Below are 21851 nucleotides of genomic sequence, written 5' to 3' on the forward strand. Positions count from 1 at the left end.
ATGCTGATTCGCTGCGGCTACGACATTCGCTTCGAAACCGACGAACCGACCGCGATGATGGCGCTGCTCAGCATCCATCCCTCGCGCCATCACGATCTTCAGACGCCACAACGGCTGATGGCCGATCCCGACGTGCCGCTCTATCAGTTCGAGGACGGGTTCGGCAATGTCGCGACCCGGCTCACCATCCCGCGCGGCGGCGTGACCCTGTCCTGCGATTTTACCATCGCCGATAGCGGCGAGCTGGACCGCCGCGCACCCGCCGGTCCGCAAATGCCCGTCGAAGATCTGCCCGATGCGGTCATGCCCTTTCTGCTCGGCAGCCGCTATTGCGAAACCGACCGGCTGATGGACGTCGCCTGGTCGAATTTCGGCTATATCAGCGACGCGCGCGAGCGGGTGGAGGCGATCGTCCACTTCGTTCACAATCATATCGAATTCGGCTATCATCACGCCCGCAGCGACAAGACGGCCTGGAACGCTTATCAGGAGCGGCGGGGCGTGTGCCGCGACTTCGCCCATCTCGCAGTGACGCTCTGCCGCTGCATGAATATTCCGGCGCGTTATTGCACCGGCTATCTCGGCGATATCGGCATCCCGCCGGTCGACGCGCCGATGGATTTCAGCGCCTGGTTCGACGTCTATGTCGCGGGCGACTGGTTCACCTATGACGCGCGCCACAATCAGCCGCGCATCGGCCGCATCCTGATGGCGCGAGGCCGCGACGCCACCGATGTCGCCTTGACCACCGCCTTTGGCCGGACGACATTGGCGCGGTTCGACGTTCACACCGACGAGGTAAACCAGATTGACTGACATCGCGGCCAACCCGCTGCTGGAATCCTGGGACGGGCCACTCGGCGCGCCGCCCTTCGCGCTGGTGCGGACAGGCGATATCATACCGGCGCTGAATATCGCGATCGGATGGCACCGCGATGAAATCGCCGCCATCGCCACCAACCCCGAACCTGCCACTTTCGACAATGTGATCGTCGCGCTGGAGCGCGCGGGTTCGGCGCTCGCGCGCGTCCGGCGGCTGTTCTGGACGCTGTCATCGGCGCAGGCGACACCGGATATTCGCGCGATCGAGGGCGACGTTTCGGCGCTGATGAGCGCGCATGCCACAGCGATCGGCCACGACGCCGCGCTCGCCGCGCGGGTCGCCTCCGTTCACGCCTCGCGGCACGATTGCGGCCTTGCGCCCGAACAGATCCGGCTGGTCGAAACCTCTCATGCCGGTTTCCTGCGCGGCGGATCGGCGCTCGACGCCGCCGCCAAGGCGCGCTTCGCCGCCATTGACGCGCGCTTGTCCGCGCTCTCGGTCGCGTTCGGCCATCATGTCATGGCCGCGACGGCGGACTGGGTGATGGACCTTGGCCCGGACGATCTAGACGGCCTGCCCCCCGCCATGCGGGACGCCGCCGCCGGGCGCGCCGCCGCCAAGGGCGCGGCGGGCCGGTTCCATGTCGGTCTCGACCGAACCGACTATGAAAATTTCCTCGCCTTTTCGCAACGCCGCGATCTGCGCGAGCGGCTCTGGCGCGCCTTCACCGCTCGCTGCGACGGCGGCACGCAGGACAATTGGCCGGTCATCGCCGAGATGCTGGCGCTGCGCCACGAGCGGGCGACCCTGCTCGGCTATCGCGATCACGCGCATTATGCGCTGGAAGACAGTATGGCGCATGTTCCCGAGGCCGCACAGGCGCTGCTCGAACAGCTTTGGGAACCGGGCAAGCGCCGCGCCGCGCAGGAGGCGGCGGAGCTTCAGGCGCTGATCGACGCGGACGGCGGCGGTTTTACGCTCGCGCCCTGGGACTGGCGTTTCTATGCGGAAAAGGTGCGGCGGGATCGCTATGCGCTCGACGGTGCGGCGGTCTCCCGGCACCTCCGTCTCGACGCCGTGCGACAGGCCGCGTTCGACACTGCGGGCCGCCTTTATGGCCTCCGCTTTACGCGCCGTGCCGACATTGCCGGCTATCATCCCGATGTCTGGGCATGGCAGGTCGACGATTCAGCCGGGGAACCGGTTGGCCTCCTCTTTACCGACTATCTCGCCCGCCCCGAAAAACATGGCGGCGCCTGGATGGGCAGCCTGCGCGTGCAGGAACGGCTCGACGGCGATGTTCTTCCGGTCGTTTATCTCGTCGCCAATTTCGCCGCCGCGCCGCCTCCCGATACCGCGGCGACCCGCCTGTCGATCGACGAGGCGCGCACGCTCTTCCACGAATTCGGCCATGCGCTTCACGGCCTGTTATCGCGGGTCACCTATCCGAGCCAGTCGGGCACCGCCGTGGCCCGCGACTTCGTCGAATTTCCGAGCAAATTCATGGAGAACTGGATCATCAGCCGGCAGGTTCTGTCCGGCTTCGGCGTACCCGACGACCTCATCGCCGCGATCCGCGCGGCCGACGGCTACGGGCAGGGCTTCGCCACCGTCGAACTTATCAGTTGCGCCCTGGTCGATCTCGCTTTGCATCGCGCGGGACAAGCCGCCGCTGCCGACCCCCGCGCCTTTGTCGAGGCGGAACTGGCGCGAATCGGCATGCCCGACGCCATTGGCCTGCGCCATCGCATGCCGTATTTCACGCATATTTTCGACGGCGGCTATGCCAGCGCCTATTACAGCTATGTCTGGTCCGAAGCGCTCGACGCCGATGCGTTCGAAGCCTTTACCGCGAAAGGCGACATCTTCGACCCCGCCCTCGCCCAGCGCTTTCGCGACGAGATATTGAGCGTCGGCGACAGCCGCGACCCGATGGACTCCTTCACCGCCTTCCTCGGCCGCGAACCCGACCCAGCCGCGCTCATGCGCGCCCGCCATCTGGTCGACGCCTAGAATTTAGGATTTAGGAAGAACCGTTCGTCCTGAGTAGCCATTGAGCTTGTCGAAATGGCGTATCGAAGGAAATAGACGCGGCTTCATAGGGCGGCCGATCAGCGGAGGAGCAACTTAGGTCGCCGCATCAGCAAGGCGCAGGTTCTGCTGTCCTACAACCCGCCGGATATGCGATAAGACGCCCTGCCGGCTCTTTCACATCGTTCACCCCTGCGCCGTCGACTTTCCGAAAATTTCAATGCCACGCAATAAATGGGCGAAATATGCGGGAAATATGTGAAGTTAAGCCCGGTGAGACGCTCAGATACCGCCCGCGACCACTGGCCATCCACCCGCTTCCAGACGCGCGCTCAGATCGGCGATGCACCGCTCCAGACCTTCGGCATCGGTCGACCGGATAACGAAGTTCGCGCCGGTCCTGCCCTCGCGGAAAAAGGGATAGCTGCCGATCTGGCATCCTTCATGATCCTTCTCGGTGCGCCCCAGCAGGTCCGAAATCTCGCTTTCCGCTACCCAGCATCCGATCTGCGCGGACAATAAAGGCAGCCCGCCCTCCAGCGTCCCCGTCAAACTGTCGAGCATCCCCGCCGTGATATGCGGTACGCCGGCCATGATGAAGACATTGCCATGCCGTATGCCCGGCGCGCCCGACATCCGGTTTTCGATCAGGCTGGACCCGGCGGGCACCCGCGCCATCCGCAACCGCGCCTCGGTCAGCCCGCCGCGCGTCGCATAATAGCCCTCGAGCACGGCCCGCGCCTCGCTATGCACCTCGACCTCGACTCCGAGCGCAGCCGCGATCGCGTCCACAGTGATATCGTCATGCGTCGGACCGATACCGCCCGTCGTGAACAAATAGTCGTTGCGCGCCCGCAACGCGTTTACAGCCTCGACGATCGCCGCCTCGACATCGGGTACGACCCGCACTTCGCGCAGGCGAATCCCCTGCACATTGAGCCAGCTCGCAATCTGCGCGATATTCTTGTCCTGCGTCCTCCCCGACAGGATTTCATCGCCGATGACGATCAGAGCTGCGGTCCAGATGCGGTTGAGATCGGCCATGCGCCGCCCATAGCCTGTGCCGGCGCATCTGCCTAGCCGCCCCCTCTCGCATTATCGCGGACAAGCCCCTATAATCGGGCACATGACCGAATATATGACGATGACGGCGGACGCGCCGGTTTCCCGCTCGACCGCGATCAAGCTCCACGACGCGGACGGATTCGAAGGCATGCGCCGCGCGGGCCGGCTGGCTGCCGAAATACTCGATGCGCTCGTCCCGCATGTCGTCCCAGGCGTCACCACCGGCGAGCTTGACGACATCGTGCGCCGCATGTCGCTGGATGGCGGCGGCGTCCCCGCGACGCTCGGTTATCGCGGCTACACGCATAGCTGCTGCATCTCGCTCAACAATGTCATCTGCCATGGCATTCCCGGCGAGCAGACGCTGCGCGACGGCGACATATTGAATATCGACGTGACTCCCCTTGTCGACGGCTGGCACGGCGATTCGAGCCGCATGTACATCGCGGGCGAGGCGCCCATCAAAGCGCGCCGCCTGGTCGAGGTTACCTATGAGTGCCTGATGCTGGGGATCGAGCAGGCCAGGCCCGGCAATCATCTGGGCGACATCGGCCACGCGATCCAGACCCATGCCGAAAAGCATCGCTACGGCGTCGTCCGCGATTTCTGCGGCCATGGTCTCGGTCGGGTGTTCCACGACAGCCCGGAGGTGGTCCATGTCGGACGCCCCGGCACCGGACCGGAATTGCGCCCCGGCATGTTCTTCACCATCGAACCGATGATCAACATCGGCAAGCCGGGCGTCAGGATGCTGGACGACGGCTGGACGGCCGTCACGCGCGACCGCACCCTGTCGGCCCAGTTCGAACACAGCATCGGCATCACCGAAACCGGATGTGAAATTTTCACCAAGAGTCCATCCGGTCTGGATGCGCCGCCCTACGGTGGCTGAAGCCTCGCCGCACACTGCTTAAAAAACGGGCAGCCGATGCGATTTTTGCCCGAATTCCGGGCAATATGGACAAATATTGCTGCATCGCCGAAAGCATGTTTGACGATTCGTCAGTTGGCACGGTAATTGTTTGTTAAGAGCCGTCGCAGTGCCTTGAAGGGCATTCGCGTTGTGGCTCGGGGAGACAAGGGGCGCGGGATTTCACCGCAAACCGCGGATGCTATTGGGTTGGGATTTAGTGATGAAGAAGATCGAAGCGATCATCAAACCTTTCAAGCTCGACGAAGTGAAGGAAGCGCTTCACGAGGTCGGCGTTTCGGGCATCACCGTGACGGAGGCCAAGGGTTTCGGCCGCCAGAAAGGCCATACCGAACTATATCGGGGCGCGGAATATGTGGTCGACTTCCTGCCCAAGGTTAAGCTGGAAGTCGTCGTCGACGATGCGCTGGCCGACCGGGTAGTCGAGGCGATCTCGGCAGCCGCCCAAACCGGCCGGATCGGCGATGGCAAGATCTTCATCTCCGCGATCGAGGGCGCCGTCCGCATCCGTACCGGCGAACGCGATAGCGACGCGATCTGACAAGAGGTTCACGCCGGCTACAGGGGGCAGGCGAACAAGACCATCCACCTTGCCCCTTCGGGGGGGTAATCAATGAGAAGGGCAAATGCACATGGCCAACACGCCTAAAGACATCCTGAAGATGATCGAAGAAAAGGAGATCGAGTGGGTCGATGTCCGTTTCACCGATACCAAGGGCGCCTGGCATCACCTCACCATGTGCGCCAGCGTCATCGGCGAGGATGAGCTGACGGATGGCCTGATGTTCGACGGCTCCTCGATCGAGGGCTGGAAGGAAATCAACGAGTCCGATATGATCCTCAAGCCGGATCTGGACGCGGTCTATGTCGACCCGTTCAGCGCGACGCCGATGCTGATCCTCGTATGCGATATTGTCGAACCCGAAGATGGCTCGCTCTATTCGCGCGATCCCCGTTCGACCGCCAAGCGCGCCGAAGCCTTCCTTAAGTCCACCGGCCTTGGCGACACCGTCTATATCGGCCCGGAACCTGAATTCTTCATGTTCGACGATGTGAAGTTCGATAACACCTACAACTCGTCCTATTACAAGCTGGACGATGTCGAACTGCCGACCAACACCGGCACCACCTATGAAGGCGGCAATATGGGCCACCGCCCGCGCGCCAAGGGCGGTTATTTCCCGGTTGGCCCGGTCGATGTCACCACCGACATTCGTGCCGAAATGGTAACGACGTTGCTTGAAATGGGCCTGCCCATGGACAAGCATCATCATGAAGTCGCCGGCTCCCAGCACGAACTGGGCCTGACCTTCGGCAAGCTCGTCGAAACCTGCGACCGCATCCAGATCTACAAATATGTCGTGAAAATGGTCGCCCAAGCCTATGGCAAGACCGCGACCTTCATGCCCAAGCCAATCAAGGCCGATAACGGGTCGGGCATGCATACCCACATCTCGATCTGGAACGAGGGCAAGAACACGTTCGCGGGCGACGGCTATGCCGGTCTCTCCGAAACCTGCCTCTACTTCATCGGCGGCGTCATCAAGCACGCCAAGGCGATCAACGCCTTCACCAACCCGACGACCAACAGCTACAAGCGCCTTGTGCCGGGCTTCGAAGCGCCCGTGCTGCTCGCCTATTCGGCACGCAACCGGTCGGCGTCGTGCCGCATCCCCTACGGCGCGGGGACCAAAGCGAAGCGCGTCGAGTTCCGCTTCCCCGATCCGCTCGCCAACTCCTATCTGGCTACTTCGGCGCTGCTGATGGCGGGCATCGACGGCATCGAGAACAAGATCCACCCTGGCGGTCCGATGGATAAGAATCTCTATGACCTGCCGCCGGCCGAGCTGGCGCAGGTGCCGACCGTCTGCGGTTCGCTCCGCGAGGCTCTCGACAGCCTGATCGCCGATCATGACTTCCTGCTGAAGGGCGGCGTGTTCACCAAGGACCAGATCGACGCCTATATCGAACTGAAATGGCCCGAAGTGTATCGTTGGGAAATGGCCCCGTCGCCGGTCGAATTCGACATGTATTATAGCGGCTGATTCTATTCAGACTGACATGAGCAAAGGCCCGGTTGCGAAAGCAGCCGGGCCTTTCGCGTCAAACGGGGTCAACGCATCGATCTATGCCCCGGGGATATCCGGCATGAGTGATGATGGATGACATGCTTCTGAAGCGCAGAAGACAAATCATATGTGCGATGGAATGGATAGGGCGCACCGCTATACTATGCGAGCAGCGGAAATGTTTCGCCCTCCTCGACACGGCAATAGCCGATCAAGGGTCAACCGGGAATCGACGCCCCGAATAGCAGCATGGGCTCGCCTGGTGCGGACAGTACGATCTCCCCGCCTCGCCCCGTCACGAGCGACCGCACCATCCAGGCGGCCGCCGTACGTGATGCCAGCCCCTCGGGCGGCAGGGCGCCTGCCAGCGCCGCGCGCAATTCCGGGTCGAGCACGAGCTTGGGACCCTCGGCCCGCACCACGATCTCTGTAACGCCGGGACGCTTTTCAGCGCCCACATCCAGTTGCCCACCGCGCACCAGCGCGTCACCGGCGATCAGCGAAAGATTAAGCAGCACCTTGACCGCCAGCTTGTTAAGCATGTCATCGCCGACCATCCACCCGACTTTGACCCGGCCCGTCTGCGCGAACATGCCCTCGATCGCCACCCGCGCTTCATGGGTAGGCACGGCATCGCCAAAGCCACCCGCCGACCCGAAAGCCAGGCGAAAAAATTTGAGCTTGTTGGCCGACGTCCGCGCGCTGTCCGCCAGCAGATCGAGGCAGCGTTGCCGCATATCCGGGTCCGTCTCATCGGCCATCAGCTCAAGGCCATTGTTCAGCGCACCCACCGGGCTGAGCAAGTCATGGCAGAGACGCGAACAGAGCAGGCTCGCAAATTCGGTGCTGTCGATCGGATGGGTCATGAAGCTCGCTGTCGTCGCTTTGATTTTGAGGAAACCTCCCCGGCTAATGCGCTGCCCCGGCGAGCGATGCAACCCCGCCATCGCGCCGGTCGCGATCATAGGATGGCAAGCTGCGCTTCTTCGAATGCAACGCCCCCGCTTCCCGCCCGCGCCACCCATAGCCGGGCGTCCCCACCTGCCACGATCAGCCAAAGGCTGCCGTCTGGCCGAGCACTGGCAGTGTCTACCGCCGATGGCATGGCGAGCCCGCCCGGATGGGAGTGGTAGTGGCCGATGATAACGGGACCGCCGAACCGTGCTGCCCGATGAGCGGCAATCAGTGCCGCCGGGTCGATTTCAAAGTGCCTCGCGGGGTTTGCCGCGACATTGGCAGTTGGTTGCTCCCCCGCGATCCTCGTGGACGCCCCGAATAAAAGGCCACAGATTTCGGCGCTGTCCTCCGCCGCCCGGCTTACTATCACTTCGAGCAACAACCTTGAAATTTCCACTCTCATGCCTACTTCGTAGCCAATGGGTCCGGGGGTTTCCATCATTGAAGCGACGATCGGCGAATCGCAGTCGGGTTTGAGGCTCGATCGCGCCCTGGCGGACCTGTTTCCCGATATATCGCGCGAACGGCTCAAAGCGCTTATTTTGAGCGGCCATGTCATACCAGGCAACACGGCTGCTGCGCTCAATCCGTCGATGAAAGTTGCCCTGGGCGAAACTTACGCCGTCGCCTTTCCCGCCCTCGCGGCTGCCGAAGCAACTCCGCAGGATATCCCCCTGAATATCGTGCATGAAGATGCGGACCTGATCGTCATCGACAAGCCGGCGGGTCTCGTGGTTCACCCGGCGGCCGGTAATCTGGACGGGACTCTGGTCAACGCGCTTTTGCACCATTGTCGCGGCCAATTGTCCGGGATCGGCGGCGTGGCGCGGCCTGGTATCGTTCATCGCATCGACAAGGATACTTCCGGGCTTTTGGTCGTTGCTAAATCCGACAAAGCGCATGAGGGCCTGGCCGTCCAATTTCGAGACCATTCGATCGATCGGCTCTATGCCGCTATCGCCTATGGCGTTCCGATGCCTGCGGCCGGCACGATCGAAACCTGGATGGGCAGGTCGGATGCCGATCGAAAGAAGATGGCCGTTCATAGAGAAGGGCGAGGCAAGCGTGCGATGACACATTACCGGTCGATCGAGCGGCTATATGGGACCACTTTGGTCGAATGTCGGCTGGAAACCGGGCGTACGCATCAGGTCCGCGTGCATATGGCGCATATCGGGCACCCCTTGATAGGCGACCAGGTTTACGGTAGGGATAGAAAAGGTTTCAAATCAATACTGGAAACTGTGGGTTTCAAAAGGCAGGCATTGCACGCCAAACGACTGGGGTTCATACACCCCATTAGCGGCGAAACACTGCGGTTCGAGAGCCCATTGCCAGCCGATATGCAGGAACTGTTAAGTCAGCTTCGTGTATGAATGAGTCAAGTTTGCTGCGGCGTTCTGGATGCCACTTCTGGGTCCCGCCGCACATGAAAAGGGAAGGAAAGTGACATGGCCAAGAGCAATGTCCCCGCGGTTCCGGCGCTGGGCGGTGAAGCCAGCCTCAACCGCTATCTTTCGGAAATCCGTAAATTTCCGCTATTGACGCCCGAGCAGGAATATATGCTCGCCAAGCGTTATTCCGAGCATCAGGACCCCGAAGCTGCGGCCCAATTGGTTACGTCGCATCTGCGTCTCGTCGCGAAAATCGCGATGGGGTATCGCGGTTATGGCCTACCGGTCAGCGAACTGATTTCGGAGGGCAATATCGGCCTGATGCAGGGTGTGAAGAAGTTCGAGCCCGATCGCGGATTCCGCCTCGCGACCTATGCCATGTGGTGGATTCGCGCCTCGATCCAGGAATTCATCCTGCGCAGCTGGAGCCTCGTTAAAATGGGCACCACCGCATCGCAGAAGAAGCTTTTTTTCAACCTGCGCCGGATGAAGAACAGCATCGACGCATTCGAGGATGGCGACCTCAAGCCTGCTGATGTCACGAAGATCGCTACCGATCTTGGCGTGTCAGAAGATGATGTCGTCTCGATGAATCGCCGGATGGCCATGGGTGGCGATACGTCGCTCAATGTCCCTATGCGCGAGGATGGCGACGGTCAGTGGCAGGACTGGTTGCAGGACAATGACCCCCTGCAGGACGAGCGCGTTGCGGACGAGCAGGAGAAGAGCCTGCGCCACGACATGCTGGTCGATGCGATGGGCGATCTCAACGATCGCGAAAAGCATATCCTCGCCGAGCGACGTTTGGCCGAAGAGCCCAAAACACTGGAAGAACTCAGCCAGGTCTATGGTGTCTCGCGTGAACGGGTTCGCCAGATCGAGGTGCGCGCCTTCGAAAAGCTGCAAAAGGCAATGATGCGGATTGCCGGCGACAAGATCAGCAAGATGGGCCGCTTCGCACTGGCTTGAGGCGTGACTAGCAGGAAAAGCCCCGGAGCGATCCGGGGCTTTTTTGTGGCTGGTCCATTCGACACTCGACGCTGGTTGTCCGACTAATCTGGTCCGGCATCAAGCGCACCACGTGCTGCTTCCAAAATCTCTTCCGACAGCGCCGGATCGCCGACCGCCCGCGCCAGCACCATCGCGCCGACCATTTGCGACAAATGCGCGAGCGCCCGCGAGCGATCGCCGGTCCGCTCGGTCAGAATGTCGGCCAGCCCCTCCATCCCGCCTCTAAATGCCGTGGCAAGCGCACCGCCCTTACGCGCGGAATCCGTCCCTACCGCCACCAGCGCACAGCCCGTTTCCGCGGCATCGCGATTGCGCGCGCTCAGATAATCCTGCGTCAGCGCCTTGACCTCGTCTCCCGGCGCGGCTGCATCGATGATGCCTCGCCAACGCTCGGCACCTCGCTCCAGCGCCCGCGCACAGGCTTCGGCAGCCAGCGCCTCCTTCGAGCCGAACTGTTTGTAGAAGCCGCCATGCGTGAGCCCACTTTCCTGCATGATCTCACCGATGCTGACGCCATCAACCCCATGGCTACGGAACAGGCGCGAAGCCGCCTCAACGACAGCATCGCGATTATGCGCTGCCCGTTCCCGACTGACTTTCATATCCACCTCTTCGCCGACCGGCCCTTGACGTCATATATGATAGTTATCATCTAAGGATCAAGTCCGAGTTTTCCGGGGGTCAGATGCTATCCAATCTGCTTGCCAGTCGCCTTGCTGCGCGCAACATCCACTATGGCTGGGCGGTCGCGGGAGCGACCTTTCTCACCATGCTGGCCGTGGCGGGGGCGGTCGGGGCGCCGGGCGTGTTCATCGTGCCCCTGGAAAAGGAATATGGCTGGAGTGCGGCCGATATTTCGGCAGCCTTGGCCATCCGTTTCGTGCTGTTCGGATGCATGGGGCCCTTCGCTGCCGCCTTTATGAACCGGTTCGGTGTCCGTCGCATGATGCTGATATCATTGACTATCGTTGCCGGCGGACTGCTGCTGTCTTTAGCCATGACGGAACTGTGGCAGCTCTTCCTGCTCTGGGGCGTGGTCATCGGACTTGGCACCGGGCTGACTGCCATGGTGCTCGGGGCGACCGTCGCAACGCGCTGGTTCTCGGACAGGCGCGGACTCGTCATGGGCTTGCTTTCGGCCAGCACCGCGACCGGCCAACTCGCCTTCCTTCCGCTGCTCGCCGGGATGACGGGCAGCTACGGCTGGCGGGCCGCCATGCTACTGGTCTGCGGCGCGATCGTCGTTGTTGCCGTCGTCGCTTTTGTTTTAATGCGCGACCGTCCCGCAGATCTCGGTTTGCCGCCTTACGGCGATCGCACCGTCCAGCCTACGCTGCTCCAGCCAGCGAGTTTTGCGGCACTGCTGATGACGCCCTTGACGATATTGCGCGAGGCTGCCGGCATTCCGACCTTCTGGATCCTTTTTTTCTCCTTCTTCATTTGCGGGGCCAGCACCAATGGCCTTGTCCAGACGCACTTCATTTCGATGTGTGGCGACTATGGGCTGGCGGCGGTCGGCGCGGCGTCCATGCTGGCGATGATGGGTCTGTTCGATTTCGCAGGAACGTTGGCGTCGGGCTGGCTGAGCGACCGGTTCGACAATCGCTGGCTGCTCTTTTTCTATTATGGGCTGCGCGGCCTGTCCCTCCTCTATCTGCCGTTCAGCGACTTTTCTTTCTACAGCCTCTCGATCTTCGCGGTCTTCTACGGCCTTGACTGGGTCGCGACGGTGCCGCCGACCGTCAAGCTGACGGCGCAGCGCTTTGGACCGGAAAAGGCCAACATCGTCTTGGGCTGGATATTCGCCGGGCATCAGCTGGGGGCCGCCAGCGCTGCCCTGGGCGGCGGCCTCTCGCGTAGCCTGTGGCACAGCTATATGCCGGCCTTCATCGGGGCGGGAATATTGTGCCTGATCGGCGCGGGCCTCGTGTTGCTGATCGGTCGCGCGCCATCGGAGAAACTGGCTGTCGCCTGACTTGCGCGATGGCGTGACCACGCTAGATTTGCGCCATGCCTGCCACCCACGCTACCGTACAACGCCATTCCCGATGGATCATCCTGCCGTTCAAAATCCTCGCTGGCTTCGTGCTGATATCGTTGGCGATGGTGACCATCTATCGTTTCGTTCCCGTCCCCGTTACGCTGACGATGTTGTTCGACCCCAATGGCATCACCAAAGATTGGACGAGCCTCGACGACATCGACCCCGACATGGCGCGCGCAGCCATCGCGGCGGAAGACAGTAAATTCTGCGCCCATCATGGCTTCGATGTGGACGCAATCGCGAAAGCGGCGATCCATAATGCCAGTGGCGGTCGCGTGCGGGGCGGCTCTACAATCAGCCAGCAAACAGCGAAGAACGTGTTCCTCTTTCAGAGTGGCGGGTTCGTGCGCAAGGGACTGGAGGCGTGGTTCACCCTGTTGATCGAGGCGATCTGGGGCAAGCAGCGGATCATGGAAGTGTATTTGAACGTCGCCGAAACCGGCATCGGCACCTACGGCGTTCAGGCGGGCGCGATCCGCTATTTCCATCACGGTGCCCGGTCTCTCAGCCGAATCGAAGCTGCTCGCCTCGCCGCCATTTTGCCACTACCTAAAAAGCGCGGCGCGGTGGCACCCAAGGGTTTTACAAGGCGCTACGGCAACAGCATTTCTGCGCGGATCGGCATCGTACAGCGCGACGGGCTGGACCGCTGCCTGCGCTGAAGCACTACGGCCGACACGACGATACCTCTGGTTCCCTGGCGACAGCTGGGTTCCAGAGTCATAAATACGGCGTCGAGACCTCTTGGCCCCGGCTTTCACCGCGGGACATGTGGAGTATCCGGCGATTAACGCAAATCTGTCAGCATTTCGAAGCGCGCACCGCCACGTGGCGCCTTATAGCCGAGTTCGTTGCGGGACAAAAAATCCCACCCGAATAACCGGATGGGATTTCGATCGGCAAAAATATGGAAAGGTCAGGCCGCGTCTTCGGCGCGCTTTTCCTTTTCGCTGAATACGCGAACCGGTTCCTTCTTGCCGCCGACGACATCCTTGTCGACCACCACTTCGCCAACGCCCTGCATCGACGGCAGGTCGAACATCGTGTCGAGCAGGATCGATTCCAGGATCGACCGCAGACCGCGCGCGCCGGTCTTGCGCTCGATCGCGCGCTTGGCGATGGCGGTCAATGCGTCGTCGGTGAAGCTCAACTCCACATTCTCCATGTCAAAGAGCTTGCCATATTGCTTGACCAGCGCGTTCTTGGGCTCGACGAGAATCTTCACCAGAGCAGACACGTCGAGGTCCTCCAGCGTCGCGATGACCGGCAGGCGACCGACGAACTCGGGGATCAGGCCGAACTTCAGCAGATCCTCGGGCTCGCTCGACCGCAGCAGTTCGCCTGTCTTGCGCTCTTCAGGTGCCGCGACATAGGCACCGAACCCGATCGACTTGGCTTCCAGGCGGTCACCGATGATCTTTTCCAGCCCCGCAAACGCCCCGCCGCATATAAACAGGATGTTGGTCGTATCGACCTGAAGGAATTCCTGCTGGGGATGTTTGCGCCCGCCCTGCGGCGGAACCGAAGCCGTCGTACCTTCCATCAGTTTGAGCAACGCCTGCTGCACGCCCTCACCCGACACGTCACGCGTAATCGAAGGATTTTCGGCCTTGCGGCTGATTTTGTCGATCTCGTCGATATAGACGATGCCGCGCTGCGCCTTTTCGACATTATAGTCCGACGCCTGAAGCAGCTTGAGGATGATATTCTCGACATCCTCGCCGACATAGCCGGCTTCGGTCAAAGTCGTCGCATCGGCCATGGTGAAGGGTACGTCGAACGTCTTGGCAAGCGTTTGCGCGAGCAGGGTCTTGCCGCAGCCGGTGGGGCCAACGAGCAGGATATTGGACTTGGCCAGCTCGACCTCGCCCGGCTTCGAACCGTGGTTCAGCCGCTTATAATGGTTATGCACCGCGACCGAAAGAACGCGCTTCGCCCGGTTCTGGCCGATCACATAATCGTCCAGCACATCGCAGATTTCCTGCGGGGTCGGAACGCCGCCATCCTTCTTGCCGACGAGACCGCCCTTGGTCTCTTCGCGGATGATGTCGTTGCACAGTTCCACGCACTCATCGCAGATGAATACCGTCGGCCCCGCGATCAGCTTGCGCACCTCATGCTGGGACTTGCCGCAGAAGGAGCAGTAAAGCGTGCTTTTGGAATCGGAGCCCGTAAGCTTAGTCATTCGCCATGTCTTTCCTCCCTGCCGTCGGCGACATGCCGGTTATGGCGAGGGATATTCTGGTCCAAAGATCATTCTAGACCGTGGCGCGCGTGTTTCACAAGGGGGGAAAGTCGCGCGCCCCGGCTAAGATCCTTCAGGCGTCGGATGCTTCCGGCAACGCTGGCCGGCGGTCGAACACTTCATCCACCAGGCCAAACGCCTTGGCCTCATCCGCCTCGAGGAAGGTGTCGCGGTCCATCGCCTTCTCGATTTCTTCCAGCGGCTTGCCTGTATAGGCAGAATATAGACCGTTCAACCGCTGCCGAATGCGCAGGATTTCCTTGGCCTGAATCTCGATGTCGCTCGCCATGCCCTGTGCGCCGCCCGACGGCTGATGCACCATGATCCGCGCGTTGCTCAGCGCGATCCGCTTGCCCGGCTCGCCAGCCGCCAGCAGAAAGCTGCCCATCGAGGCGGCCTGCCCGATGCAGACGGTGCCGACCTGCGGACGGATATATTTCATCGTGTCGTGGATCGCCATGCCCGCCGTTACCACGCCACCGGGTGAGTTGATGTACATCCAGATGTCTTTCTTCGGATTTTCCGACTCAAGAAACAACAGCTGCGCGACGATCAGCGAGGCCATGTGATCCTCGACCTGCCCGGTCAGGAAGATGATGCGCTCGCGCAGCAGGCGCGAGAAAATATCGAAACTGCGCTCGCCCCGGTTCGACTGTTCGATAACGATGGGAACCAGCGCGGACATTGGATCGAAGTGATTCTGCATGATGCTCTTTCAGGTAAGTGCTTTTGCCCGACCCTACATCGGAGCAAAGCCAGGCGGGTTCAAGGGGCTTGACCCCTCTCAGTATCGGGTTGACGCCCGCGTCAGCGATCCCTTGCGAAGTCGCTAGGGGCGGTAAAGGCAAGATAGGCGAGGCGCCGCACCTCGCGCCGTCCACGCACGACCGTGTCCAGAATGAGCCCGCACATGCCGCTGAGCGTAGACAGGATAATCAGTCCCGTAACGACGATTGCCGTCGGAAAGCGCGGGACCAGGCCGGTTTCAGCGTAGGTCAGGACAAGCGGCGCAGCGAGCGTAAGGCCGGCCAGCGCCAGGATGGCTGCGATGATACCGAAAAAAAGGATCGGCCGCTCGATGCGATACAGGGTGATGATGGTACGCAGGATTCGCCAGCCATCGCGGTAGGTCGACAGCTTGCTAACCGACCCTTCAGGCCGCGCGCCATAGGCGGTGACGACTTCCGCCACCGGCATGACCAGTTCCAGCGCATGGACGCTGATTTCTGTCTCTATCTCGAACCCGGCCGAAAGCACGGGAAAGCTTTTCACGAACCGTCGCGAAAATACGCGATAACCCGACAGGATGTCTGTAAAACTGCGACCGAACAGCTGCTTGAGCAGGCCCGTCAAAGCCGCGTTGCCGAGGCGATGGCCGCGACGATAGGCTTCCTCCACCTCGCTTCGGCGCGCGCCCACGACCATGTCGAGATTATCTTGCAGCATGGCCGCCACCATATTTGGCGCAGCCGCGGCCTCATAGGTCGCGTCGCCATCGGCCATGATATAGATGTCGGCGTCTACGTCGGCGAACATCCGGCGCACGACATGGCCCTTGCCCTGCTGGGTCACCCGCCGGACGATCGCCCCTGCCCCTGCGGCCAGTTCGCGGCTGCCGTCGGTGCTGTTATTATCGAACACATAGATGTCGGCATGGGGCAGCGCGCGGCGGAAGTCCGCCACGGTCTGGACGATCGCACCTGCTTCATTATAGCAGGGCAGGATGACGGCGATGCGCGGCTGCGCCAATGCGCCCTCTTGTTCCACGGCCGGAAATTCCTTCATTCGCCCCAGATCCCGCTATCTTTTCCAGCTTACGCCATGGCGCGGCAGGATTAATATTTCGTCTGCCATACCGGCTTCGAAATGAAAAGCGCCCGCGCTTCCTGACGGAAACCGGGCGCTTTCGGGCAACTGGCCAGCCGACTTATTCGGCCTTGGCAGCTGCCTTTTTCGGCGCGGCCTTCTTGGGCTTGGCGTCGGCCGATGCATCGACATCACCCTCGGCCACGGCCTTTTTTGCAGGCGCCTTTTTCGGCTTGGCAGGCGCCTCGGCGGCGTCCTCGGCCTTCACTTCTTCTGCCCCAGGCTCGCTAGCTGCCTTCTTGGCTGCCTTCTTCGCCTTAGGCTTTTCGTCATGGCTATGGTCATGCCCGCAATCGGGGCCGTGGACGTGCGGCTTGATGTCGCCATCTTCCGCTTCGATCGCCGCTTCGAGTTCTTCGCGAGCCACTTCGCGTTCGGTGATCTCGGCCTTGTCGAACAGGAAATCGACGACCTTGTCCTCATAAAGCGGTGCGCGCAGCTGTGCGGCGGCCATGGGGTCTTGACGCACATATTCGATGAAACGATCGCGATCCTGCGGACCATATTGCTGCGCCGCCTGCATGACGAGACGGTTCATTTCCTGATCGCTAACCACGACGCCATTGGCCTGACCAATTTCGGAAAGCAGCAGGCCCAGACGCACGCGACGAACCGCGATGGCGCGATAATCATCCTTTTCCGCTTCCATCTCGGCGAGCGCTGCCTCGGGGTCTTCCTCATGGGTCGCTTCATGCTGGAGCTGACTCCAGATCTGCTCGAATTCGGCGTCGACCATGCTGGGCGGCACGTCGAAATCATGGGCTTTTGCGAGCTGATCGAGCAGCTTGCGCTTCATATGGGTGCGGGTAAGACCGTTATGCTCCTGCTCGATCTGCCCCTTGAGCAGTTCCTTGAGCTGGTCGAGGCCTTCGAGGCCCAGCGACTTTGCGAACTCATCGTCCACCTTGGGCTTGTCGGCGTTGAGCACTGACTTGACCGTGATATCGAATGTCGCGGCCTTGCCGGCAAGGTGCGATGCGCCATAATCGGCCGGGAATGTCACGTCGATGACTTTCTCTTCCCCCTGCTTGACGCCGCCCAGCTGCTCTTCGAAGCCGGGGATGAACTGACCCGCACCGAGCTTCAGCTTAACGTCTTGCGCCGAACCGCCTTCAAACGCTTCGCCATCGACCTTACCGAGAAAGTCGATGACCAGCGTATCGCCGTCCACGGCGACATGGTCGGCGTCATATTCTTCCAGCGCGCCCTGCTGGCTGGCGATGCGGCCAGCCTGCTCATAGACTTGCTCTTCGCTGACCGGGATCGTCAGGCGTTCTAGCTTGAGACCCTCGATGCTCGGCGCCGCGATTTCAGGCAGCACCTCGAGCGCGACCTTGATCTCGGCGTCCTTGCCGAACTCGAAACCTTCATCAAGCTCGACCGAAGGCTGCATTGCGGGACGCAGCTTCTGGTCGGCGATCAATTGCTGGATGCTCTCCTGAATGGAGCTGTTGAGTGCGTCGCGCTGCAACGATTCGCCGTGCATCTTCTTGACGAGATTGGCGGGCACCTTGCCGGGACGGAAGCCGGGCATCCGCATCTGCGGCGCGATCGCCTTGACTTCCTTCTCCACGCGAGCGTCGATGTCCTTCGACGCGATGGTTACGGTGTAGGCGCGCTTGAGGCCCTCGTTCAACGTTTCGACAGTCTGCATCTCTTCTCTCAAACGCTTTCTTCAGCTGAATTTGGATGGCATCCGCGATATAGGGCCTGACGCCGACTGGTGCGGGCGAAGGGACTCGAACCCCCACATCTTGCGATACCAGAACCTAAATCTGGCGCGTCTACCAGTTTCGCCACGCCCGCATCGGTCGCCGGTCGGCGCGGCATAGAGAAAAGCTCTATGAGAGGCAAGGGATACCAGACATGGGCCGGAACCGTGCCATCCTCCGAAGCGTCTCTTCCGTCTGACACAGGAGAATGTTCATGGCGACCCGACCAGATTCCTCCCCCGACCAAGTGCCTTCGCCCGATATTATCGAGCCGCAATCCCCGTCCGAAGTTCCACCGCCGGCGACTCCGGACGAAACGCCCGCCGGTCAGCCACCCGAAATCGTGCCACAGGGCCCGGATTTCGACCAGCCCGACAGCGCCCCCGCCGAAATACCCTCCAACTGAACGGATATATTCGTTTCGTTGCCTGACGCGTCGGCCTTTCCGTAGCGTCGCCATTCCGCTGCACCGTGTCGATTAAATTATCGGTCGCGGCCGCTGGACACACCCGTGATTCCATGATTGAAATGTGACAAACAAAAGATGGACGCGGGAGAGGCACGACTGACATTAAGGGGGTCGACGTGCAAAGGGTTCGCGCCAAGTTAGAATGGTTCAAAACCGTTATCCTGCCTCAGGAAGCCGCCTTGCGCGGGCGCCTGCGACGGATACTTCCGTCGACCCATGAACTCGAAGATATGGTGGCCGAGGTTTTGACTCGGGCCTATGCAACCGAAAACTGGGAGAACGTCACAACCGGGCGCGCCTATTTGTTCACCATCGCCCGCAATCTGGTGATCGACACCGCCCGGCGCAACAAGATCGTCAGTTTTGAGACCATTGCCGATCTCGAACTTCTTCAGGGCGAAAGTAATCTGGAGACACAGTTACACGCGCGCGAAGCGCTGCGTCAGGTGCAGGCCATCGTCGATACCCTGCCCGTCCAATGCAAGCGCGTCTTCATTCTGCGCCGTATTCACGAAAAATCGATGTTTGAAATAGCGGAGGAGATGTCCCTGTCCGTTTCTACAGTTGAAAAACATCTGGCCAAAGCCGTCGCGATAGTTATGCGGGCCTGGGCAGAACGTGAGGAAACGGACTTCGAGCGTGCAGGCGGCGGAACCAGGTTCAAATTGCGGGGACAGGGACGCGATCGAAGCAGAAGCAGCGCGCCTGCTGGCCAGGCTTAACTGCGACCCGACGACCCAGGATGAACAGGATGCGTGCCGGTGGATTGAGGCCGATCCTCGCCACGCTGTCGCCTTCGCCCGCGCAGAAGCGGCATGGGAAGCGACCGACCGCCTGAAAAGCGGCGCAGCCAAAATCACTCTTCCGCCCCTTGCGGCGATCATCAGCGAAATCGACCAGCGCCGCCTGTCGCGCAACATCATGATTGCGGCGGCCATTTCGGTCTTGCTGTTCATAGTCGCGGCGATCGTCACGGTCCGCACGTTCACCGGGGTGGATCGCTACGAAACGCAAATCGGCGAAATTCGCGACATCGCGCTTGCCGACGGATCGACGATGCACCTCAACAGCGACAGCGAGGCGGAGGTGCGCTTCACCGACAATGGCCGCAGGGTGCGGATAATGAAGGGTGAAGCGAATTTTGAGGTCGCGCATGACAAGAGCCGCCCCTTTGACGTGGAGGCCCGCTCTGCGGTGATCCGCGCGGTCGGCACCGCATTCAATGTTCGCATGCGCCCCTCGCTCGTTGAGCTCACTGTAACCCAGGGCACAGTCTCCGTCCGATCGGGCGACATTGCCCAGCAAAAGGTCAGTGCCGGCAACGGCGCGGTGATCCGGCCACGCGCCGTGGCGCTTACGCGGCTCGGTCCCAGGCTGATCGATCAGCGCATCGCCTGGCGCGCACAGATGGTGGAACTGGACGGCGAAACGATCGCGCAGGCTGCCGACGAGTTCAACCGCTATCGCTCGACCCCGATTTTGATCGGGGACAACAGGGTGTCGTCGCTGCGCGTTGGAGGCCGCTTCCGGACCAGCGATAGCAAGGAATTTCTGACGGCCTTGCAACTGAGCCTGCCGGTTCGCGCCGTCATGGGCGAGGACGGGTCGGTCATGCTGCTCTATCGTGACGAAGAGCAATCGGCCGCCCGGTCAGTCGATGGCTTGCCGCCCCGTTAGTTCGCGCACCAATTCGGGAACCAGCAGACTAGCGGGACCAACCCTGCACTCCTGAAAATAAGAACGGCCCGCCGATCGATCGAGATTAAGCTCGAGCGTGCGCGCGCCCCTGGCTCGCGCGATCTGGACGAAACCGGCCGCCGGATAGACCACGCCCGACGTACCGATCGACACGAACAGATCTGCCTCATCCAGGGCGGCTTCGATCACGTCCATCTCATAGGGCATTTCGCCGAAAAATACGATGGCGGGGCGCAGTTTCGGCTGACCGCACCCTGCACATTTGCTTCCCGGAGGCAATGCGGCCTGCCAGGCGGCCGTGCTACCACAGGCAGCACACAGCGCCGATTTGAGTTCGCCATGCATGTGGATCAGCCGCTTCGATCCGGCCCGTTCATGCAGATCATCGACATTCTGAGTAACGACCAGCAACGCTCCGGGCCATGCGCGATCGAGCGCGGCCAATGCCGCATGCGCGGCATTCGGCTTCACGAGCGCCAGCTTTGCCCGCCGCTCGTCGTAGAAGCGGTGAACCATCATGGGATCGTGAACCAATGCTTCGGGCGTGCAGACATCCTCCACCCTGTGCCCTTCCCACAATCCATCAGGCCCGCGAAAGGTCGCAAGGCCGCTTTCGGCGGAGACGCCGGCGCCCGTCAGGATCACGATGTTGCGGATATCGGCCATATGTAGTGCGTAGCGGTAGGGCGCGAAAAGGGCCAGTGGGGATGACAATGACCGCCCATTCTGGCATCGGCCTGAAATCGCGAGTTGAGGGACGTTCCAACGACATGACCAGCATCGGCATTTTCGGAGCAGCGGGCCGCATGGGCCGCGCGATTGCTGAGGTTTCGATAGATGCCGGTCTGGCAATAGCGGGGGGCACCGACCGACAGGGCAGCGGCCACATCGCTCCCGGCGTCGCTATTTCGGCCGACCCGCTGGCGCTTGCTCAGGCCGCGGACATTCTTATCGACTTTTCGGTTCCCGGTGCCCTTTCCGGTCATCTCGACGCGTGCCTCGCCGCCCGCAAGCCGATCTTGATCGGCACCACCGGGCTCGAAGCCGCGCACCATGCGCTGATCGACGAGGCAGCGGCGTTTATCCCCATCCTTCAAACGGGCAACACCTCGCTTGGCATCAATCTGCTCGCGGCGCTGGTCGAGCAGGCGGCTGCGGGGCTCGGTGATGAATGGGACATCGAAATCGTCGAAATGCACCACCGGCACAAGGTCGATGCGCCTTCGGGCACCGCTCTTTTGTTGGGTGAGGCCGCAGCACGGGGGCGGGGTATCGCTCTTGATGAGCATAGCGAGCGCGGTCGGGACGGCATCACCGGTGCGAGGGCGCAAGGCGCAATCGGTTTTGCCGCACTGCGTGGCGGCTCCGTCCCGGGTGACCATCAGGTGATTTTCGCCTCCGACGGCGAGAGGATCGAAATCGGCCATCGGGCCGAGAACCGCTCGATTTTCGCACGCGGCGCAGTCAAAGGCGCGACCTGGCTGATCGGCCAGCCCGCCGGCCGCTACGATATGAAGGGCGTGCTCGGCCTTTGAC

The 21851-nt window shown here is 61.5% G+C and carries 22 protein-coding genes and 1 tRNA gene; 13 read left to right on the top strand and 10 right to left on the bottom strand.

The annotated features are described in order from the left end of the window. Both WG907_RS12855 and WG907_RS12860 read left to right on the top strand, forming a co-directional pair. Positions 1 to 816, top strand: a complete 816-nt coding sequence (locus WG907_RS12855; RefSeq protein ID WP_340233317.1) for a transglutaminase-like domain-containing protein — start codon at positions 1 to 3, stop codon at positions 814 to 816. Continuing rightward, on the top strand, positions 809 to 2836 hold the full coding sequence (locus WG907_RS12860) for a M3 family metallopeptidase (RefSeq protein WP_340233319.1): 2028 nt from the start codon (positions 809 to 811) through the stop codon (positions 2834 to 2836). The genes WG907_RS12855 and WG907_RS12860 overlap by 8 nt, the downstream gene beginning before the upstream one ends. Positions 2837 to 3136: 300 nt before the next feature. Here WG907_RS12860 and WG907_RS12865 read toward each other — a convergent pair whose 3' ends face one another. After that, complete coding sequence (locus tag WG907_RS12865; protein WP_340233320.1) at positions 3137 to 3898, bottom strand: competence/damage-inducible protein A; 762 nt, start codon at positions 3896 to 3898, stop codon at positions 3137 to 3139. An 82-nt stretch (positions 3899 to 3980) separates the two neighbouring features. Here WG907_RS12865 and map point away from each other — a divergent pair, with 82 nt between their 5' ends. The 3 genes from map to glnA all read left to right on the top strand — a co-directional run bounded on the left by map (position 3981) and on the right by glnA (position 6895). Further along, entirely contained in the window at positions 3981 to 4811 is an 831-nt protein-coding gene (gene map / locus WG907_RS12870; RefSeq protein ID WP_340233322.1) for a type I methionyl aminopeptidase, read from the top strand. A 241-nt stretch (positions 4812 to 5052) separates the two neighbouring features. Then, the gene (locus WG907_RS12875; RefSeq protein ID WP_196225956.1) at positions 5053 to 5391 is read left to right on the top strand and encodes a P-II family nitrogen regulator; all 339 of its coding nucleotides are present in this window, start codon (positions 5053 to 5055) and stop codon (positions 5389 to 5391) included. A 91-nt stretch (positions 5392 to 5482) separates the two neighbouring features. Continuing rightward, entirely contained in the window at positions 5483 to 6895 is a 1413-nt protein-coding gene (gene glnA / locus WG907_RS12880; protein WP_340233325.1) for a type I glutamate--ammonia ligase, read from the top strand. A gap of 242 nt (positions 6896 to 7137) precedes the next feature. Here the strand turns inward: glnA and WG907_RS12885 are convergent, their stop codons facing one another. Together WG907_RS12885 and WG907_RS12890 are read right to left on the bottom strand one after the other, a co-directional pair. Beyond that, complete coding sequence (locus WG907_RS12885) at positions 7138 to 7785, bottom strand: histidine phosphotransferase family protein (protein ID WP_340233327.1); 648 nt, start codon at positions 7783 to 7785, stop codon at positions 7138 to 7140. A 95-nt stretch (positions 7786 to 7880) separates the two neighbouring features. Continuing rightward, complete coding sequence (locus WG907_RS12890) at positions 7881 to 8279, bottom strand: M67 family metallopeptidase (protein ID WP_340233328.1); 399 nt, start codon at positions 8277 to 8279, stop codon at positions 7881 to 7883. A gap of 16 nt (positions 8280 to 8295) precedes the next feature. Here WG907_RS12890 and WG907_RS12895 point away from each other — a divergent pair, with 16 nt between their 5' ends. Both WG907_RS12895 and rpoH read left to right on the top strand, forming a co-directional pair. Next, a complete protein-coding gene (locus WG907_RS12895; protein ID WP_340233330.1) occupies positions 8296 to 9252 on the top strand; it encodes an RluA family pseudouridine synthase in 957 nt (318 codons plus the stop codon). A 75-nt stretch (positions 9253 to 9327) separates the two neighbouring features. Continuing rightward, a complete protein-coding gene (gene rpoH, locus WG907_RS12900; RefSeq protein ID WP_340233332.1) occupies positions 9328 to 10239 on the top strand; it encodes an RNA polymerase sigma factor RpoH in 912 nt (303 codons plus the stop codon). An 83-nt stretch (positions 10240 to 10322) separates the two neighbouring features. Here the strand turns inward: rpoH and WG907_RS12905 are convergent, their stop codons facing one another. Continuing rightward, complete coding sequence (locus WG907_RS12905) at positions 10323 to 10883, bottom strand: TetR/AcrR family transcriptional regulator (protein WP_340233333.1); 561 nt, start codon at positions 10881 to 10883, stop codon at positions 10323 to 10325. 83 nt (positions 10884 to 10966) lie between these two features. Here WG907_RS12905 and WG907_RS12910 point away from each other — a divergent pair, with 83 nt between their 5' ends. Together WG907_RS12910 and mtgA are read left to right on the top strand one after the other, a co-directional pair. After that, positions 10967 to 12256, top strand: a complete 1290-nt coding sequence (locus WG907_RS12910) for an MFS transporter (RefSeq protein WP_340233335.1) — start codon at positions 10967 to 10969, stop codon at positions 12254 to 12256. Positions 12257 to 12291: 35 nt separating this feature from the next. Next, entirely contained in the window at positions 12292 to 12987 is a 696-nt protein-coding gene (gene mtgA / locus WG907_RS12915; protein ID WP_340233337.1) for a monofunctional biosynthetic peptidoglycan transglycosylase, read from the top strand. A 254-nt stretch (positions 12988 to 13241) separates the two neighbouring features. On the opposite strand, the gene clpX is transcribed toward mtgA, so the two are convergent. The 5 genes from clpX to WG907_RS12940 all read right to left on the bottom strand — a co-directional run bounded on the left by clpX (position 13242) and on the right by WG907_RS12940 (position 18242). Continuing rightward, the gene (clpX, locus tag WG907_RS12920; protein WP_340233339.1) at positions 13242 to 14510 is read right to left on the bottom strand and encodes an ATP-dependent Clp protease ATP-binding subunit ClpX; all 1269 of its coding nucleotides are present in this window, start codon (positions 14508 to 14510) and stop codon (positions 13242 to 13244) included. A 133-nt stretch (positions 14511 to 14643) separates the two neighbouring features. Then, complete coding sequence (gene clpP, locus WG907_RS12925; protein ID WP_340233341.1) at positions 14644 to 15276, bottom strand: ATP-dependent Clp endopeptidase proteolytic subunit ClpP; 633 nt, start codon at positions 15274 to 15276, stop codon at positions 14644 to 14646. 101 nt (positions 15277 to 15377) lie between these two features. Next, on the bottom strand, positions 15378 to 16355 hold the full coding sequence (locus tag WG907_RS12930; protein ID WP_340233342.1) for a glycosyltransferase family 2 protein: 978 nt from the start codon (positions 16353 to 16355) through the stop codon (positions 15378 to 15380). A gap of 142 nt (positions 16356 to 16497) precedes the next feature. Further along, a complete protein-coding gene (gene tig, locus WG907_RS12935; RefSeq protein WP_340233343.1) occupies positions 16498 to 18090 on the bottom strand; it encodes a trigger factor in 1593 nt (530 codons plus the stop codon). Positions 18091 to 18157: 67 nt separating this feature from the next. Then, positions 18158 to 18242, bottom strand: a tRNA-Leu gene (locus WG907_RS12940). 120 nt (positions 18243 to 18362) lie between these two features. Here WG907_RS12940 and WG907_RS12945 point away from each other — a divergent pair. From WG907_RS12945 to WG907_RS12955, 3 genes are all read left to right on the top strand, one after another. Beyond that, the gene (locus WG907_RS12945; RefSeq protein ID WP_340233344.1) at positions 18363 to 18554 is read left to right on the top strand and encodes a hypothetical protein; all 192 of its coding nucleotides are present in this window, start codon (positions 18363 to 18365) and stop codon (positions 18552 to 18554) included. A gap of 179 nt (positions 18555 to 18733) precedes the next feature. After that, on the top strand, positions 18734 to 19339 hold the full coding sequence (locus WG907_RS12950) for an RNA polymerase sigma factor (RefSeq protein WP_340233345.1): 606 nt from the start codon (positions 18734 to 18736) through the stop codon (positions 19337 to 19339). After that, positions 19257 to 20294, top strand: a complete 1038-nt coding sequence (locus WG907_RS12955; protein WP_340233346.1) for a FecR family protein — start codon at positions 19257 to 19259, stop codon at positions 20292 to 20294. The genes WG907_RS12950 and WG907_RS12955 overlap by 83 nt, the downstream gene beginning before the upstream one ends. Here WG907_RS12955 and WG907_RS12960 read toward each other — a convergent pair. Then, a complete protein-coding gene (locus WG907_RS12960) occupies positions 20268 to 20981 on the bottom strand; it encodes an NAD-dependent deacylase (protein ID WP_340233533.1) in 714 nt (237 codons plus the stop codon). The two genes, WG907_RS12955 and WG907_RS12960, sit on opposite strands and share 27 nt — an antisense overlap. Positions 20982 to 21085: 104 nt before the next feature. Between WG907_RS12960 and dapB the strand changes: the two genes are divergently transcribed. Continuing rightward, positions 21086 to 21850, top strand: coding sequence for a 4-hydroxy-tetrahydrodipicolinate reductase (gene dapB / locus WG907_RS12965; RefSeq protein ID WP_340233535.1), 765 nt, complete (start codon positions 21086 to 21088; stop codon positions 21848 to 21850). Position 21851 lies beyond the last annotated feature (1 nt).

Source organism: Sphingobium fluminis (assembly GCF_037723805.1).
Classification (GTDB): domain Bacteria; phylum Pseudomonadota; class Alphaproteobacteria; order Sphingomonadales; family Sphingomonadaceae; genus Sphingobium.

Bases quoted from the DNA above. Each gene is read 5' to 3' on its own strand.
- WG907_RS12855 (WP_340233317.1), top strand. From the start codon at position 1: ATGCTGATTCGCTGCGGCTACGACATTCGCTTCGAAACCGACGAACCG.
- WG907_RS12865 (WP_340233320.1), bottom strand. From the start codon at position 3,898: ATGGCCGATCTCAACCGCATCTGGACCGCAGCTCTGATCGTCATCGGC.
- map (WP_340233322.1), top strand. From the start codon at position 3,981: ATGACCGAATATATGACGATGACGGCGGACGCGCCGGTTTCCCGCTCG.
- WG907_RS12875 (WP_196225956.1), top strand. From the start codon at position 5,053: ATGAAGAAGATCGAAGCGATCATCAAACCTTTCAAGCTCGACGAAGTG.
- glnA (WP_340233325.1), top strand. From the start codon at position 5,483: ATGGCCAACACGCCTAAAGACATCCTGAAGATGATCGAAGAAAAGGAG.
- WG907_RS12885 (WP_340233327.1), bottom strand. From the start codon at position 7,785: ATGACCCATCCGATCGACAGCACCGAATTTGCGAGCCTGCTCTGTTCG.
- WG907_RS12890 (WP_340233328.1), bottom strand. From the start codon at position 8,279: ATGAGAGTGGAAATTTCAAGGTTGTTGCTCGAAGTGATAGTAAGCCGG.
- WG907_RS12895 (WP_340233330.1), top strand. From the start codon at position 8,296: ATGGGTCCGGGGGTTTCCATCATTGAAGCGACGATCGGCGAATCGCAG.
- rpoH (WP_340233332.1), top strand. From the start codon at position 9,328: ATGGCCAAGAGCAATGTCCCCGCGGTTCCGGCGCTGGGCGGTGAAGCC.
- WG907_RS12905 (WP_340233333.1), bottom strand. From the start codon at position 10,883: ATGAAAGTCAGTCGGGAACGGGCAGCGCATAATCGCGATGCTGTCGTT.
- WG907_RS12910 (WP_340233335.1), top strand. From the start codon at position 10,967: ATGCTATCCAATCTGCTTGCCAGTCGCCTTGCTGCGCGCAACATCCAC.
- mtgA (WP_340233337.1), top strand. From the start codon at position 12,292: ATGCCTGCCACCCACGCTACCGTACAACGCCATTCCCGATGGATCATC.
- clpX (WP_340233339.1), bottom strand. From the start codon at position 14,510: ATGACTAAGCTTACGGGCTCCGATTCCAAAAGCACGCTTTACTGCTCC.
- clpP (WP_340233341.1), bottom strand. From the start codon at position 15,276: ATGCAGAATCACTTCGATCCAATGTCCGCGCTGGTTCCCATCGTTATC.
- WG907_RS12930 (WP_340233342.1), bottom strand. From the start codon at position 16,355: ATGAAGGAATTTCCGGCCGTGGAACAAGAGGGCGCATTGGCGCAGCCG.
- tig (WP_340233343.1), bottom strand. From the start codon at position 18,090: ATGCAGACTGTCGAAACGTTGAACGAGGGCCTCAAGCGCGCCTACACC.
- WG907_RS12945 (WP_340233344.1), top strand. From the start codon at position 18,363: ATGGCGACCCGACCAGATTCCTCCCCCGACCAAGTGCCTTCGCCCGAT.
- WG907_RS12960 (WP_340233533.1), bottom strand. From the start codon at position 20,981: ATGGCCGATATCCGCAACATCGTGATCCTGACGGGCGCCGGCGTCTCC.
- dapB (WP_340233535.1), top strand. From the start codon at position 21,086: ATGACCAGCATCGGCATTTTCGGAGCAGCGGGCCGCATGGGCCGCGCG.